Annotated in this window: 1 rRNA gene; it reads left to right on the top strand. The window is 52.0% G+C overall.

The features are described from left to right. Window positions 1–323: ribosomal RNA gene (locus GM672_RS27955) — 23S ribosomal RNA — on the top strand; the annotation flags it as partial.

Here is a 323-nt window from a genome sequence, read left to right as displayed (position 1 = left end):
ATATGGTAGGAGAGCGTTCTGTAAGCCTGCGAAGGTGTCTTGTAAAGGATGCTGGAGGTATCAGAAGTGCGAATGCTGACATGAGTAGCGATAATGCGGGTGAAAAGCCCGCACGCCGTAAGCCCAAGGTTTCCTGTTCAACGTTCATCGGAGCAGGGTGAGTCGGCCCCTAAGGCGAGGCAGAGATGCGTAGCTGATGGGAAGCAGGTTAATATTCCTGCACCGTCGTATGATGCGATGGGGGGACGGATCGCGGAAGGTTGTCTGACTGTTGGAATAGTCAGTTTCTGATTCATAGAAGGTACTTAGGCAAATCCGGGTAC

The sequence above is a fragment of the Pseudoduganella buxea genome (assembly GCF_009720835.1).
Classification (GTDB): Bacteria; Pseudomonadota; Gammaproteobacteria; order Burkholderiales; family Burkholderiaceae_D; genus Rugamonas; species Rugamonas buxea.
The sequence above is the reverse complement of the archived record's forward strand: the minus strand, read 5'-3'. Positions and strand labels throughout refer to the sequence as shown.